Here is a 628-nt window from a genome sequence, read left to right as displayed (position 1 = left end):
CAGCGCCGGATTGGCGTCATCGACACCCGTGCCCACCAGCACGGCGCGGAACGCCCACCCGTTCTGCCGGAGCTGTCGCAGCGCCGCGATGAGGTTGGCATGATCCTTCTGGGGATCGAACCTGGCCACCATGCCGAGGAGCGGCACATCATCCGGCACCGCCCACTCGCGCCGCAATCGGGCGCGCGCGGTCGCGTCTGGGCAAAAGCGGGCGAGGTCATAACCATTGGGGATGACCACCATACGGGCGGCGTCGTAACCCAACGCGGCATGCACCTGCACCGCCGCCTGCGCACACGCCACGATGCGCCGCGGCGCCCAGTGTGAGAGGCGCGCACACGCCCGCGCCACCCACAGCGTGCTGCGGGTGGATTTGCCAGGCTCAAGCGTGGTATTATGTATCCCCCACACCACGGGCACACCGGCCCAGCGGGCCAGCATGCCGCCCACCAGGTCGGCGTGATACATCCAGGTCTGCACCACGTCCGGCCGCTGCGTGCGCAACAGCCTCCACAGCGTGAGCAAGCCCTGCATGGTCAGCCGCCCGCGCGGCATCTCCAGCGTCCAGACCGGCACGCCGGCTGCGCGCAACAGCGGGCCGTATTTGCCCACGCTGGTGAGCGAGACC

Annotated in this window: 1 protein-coding gene; it reads right to left on the bottom strand. The window is 69.6% G+C overall.

Going from position 1 to position 628, the window contains the following annotated elements:
• Nucleotides 1-628: glycosyltransferase (locus ACK4TH_RS12795; protein WP_409626990.1), on the bottom strand; the 628-nt coding region annotated here is incomplete at both ends.

The sequence above is a fragment of the Tepidimonas sp. genome, assembly GCF_046292505.1.
In the GTDB taxonomy this organism is placed as follows: domain Bacteria; phylum Pseudomonadota; class Gammaproteobacteria; order Burkholderiales; family Burkholderiaceae_C; genus Tepidimonas.
This window is presented reverse-complemented; position numbering and strand designations above follow the sequence as displayed.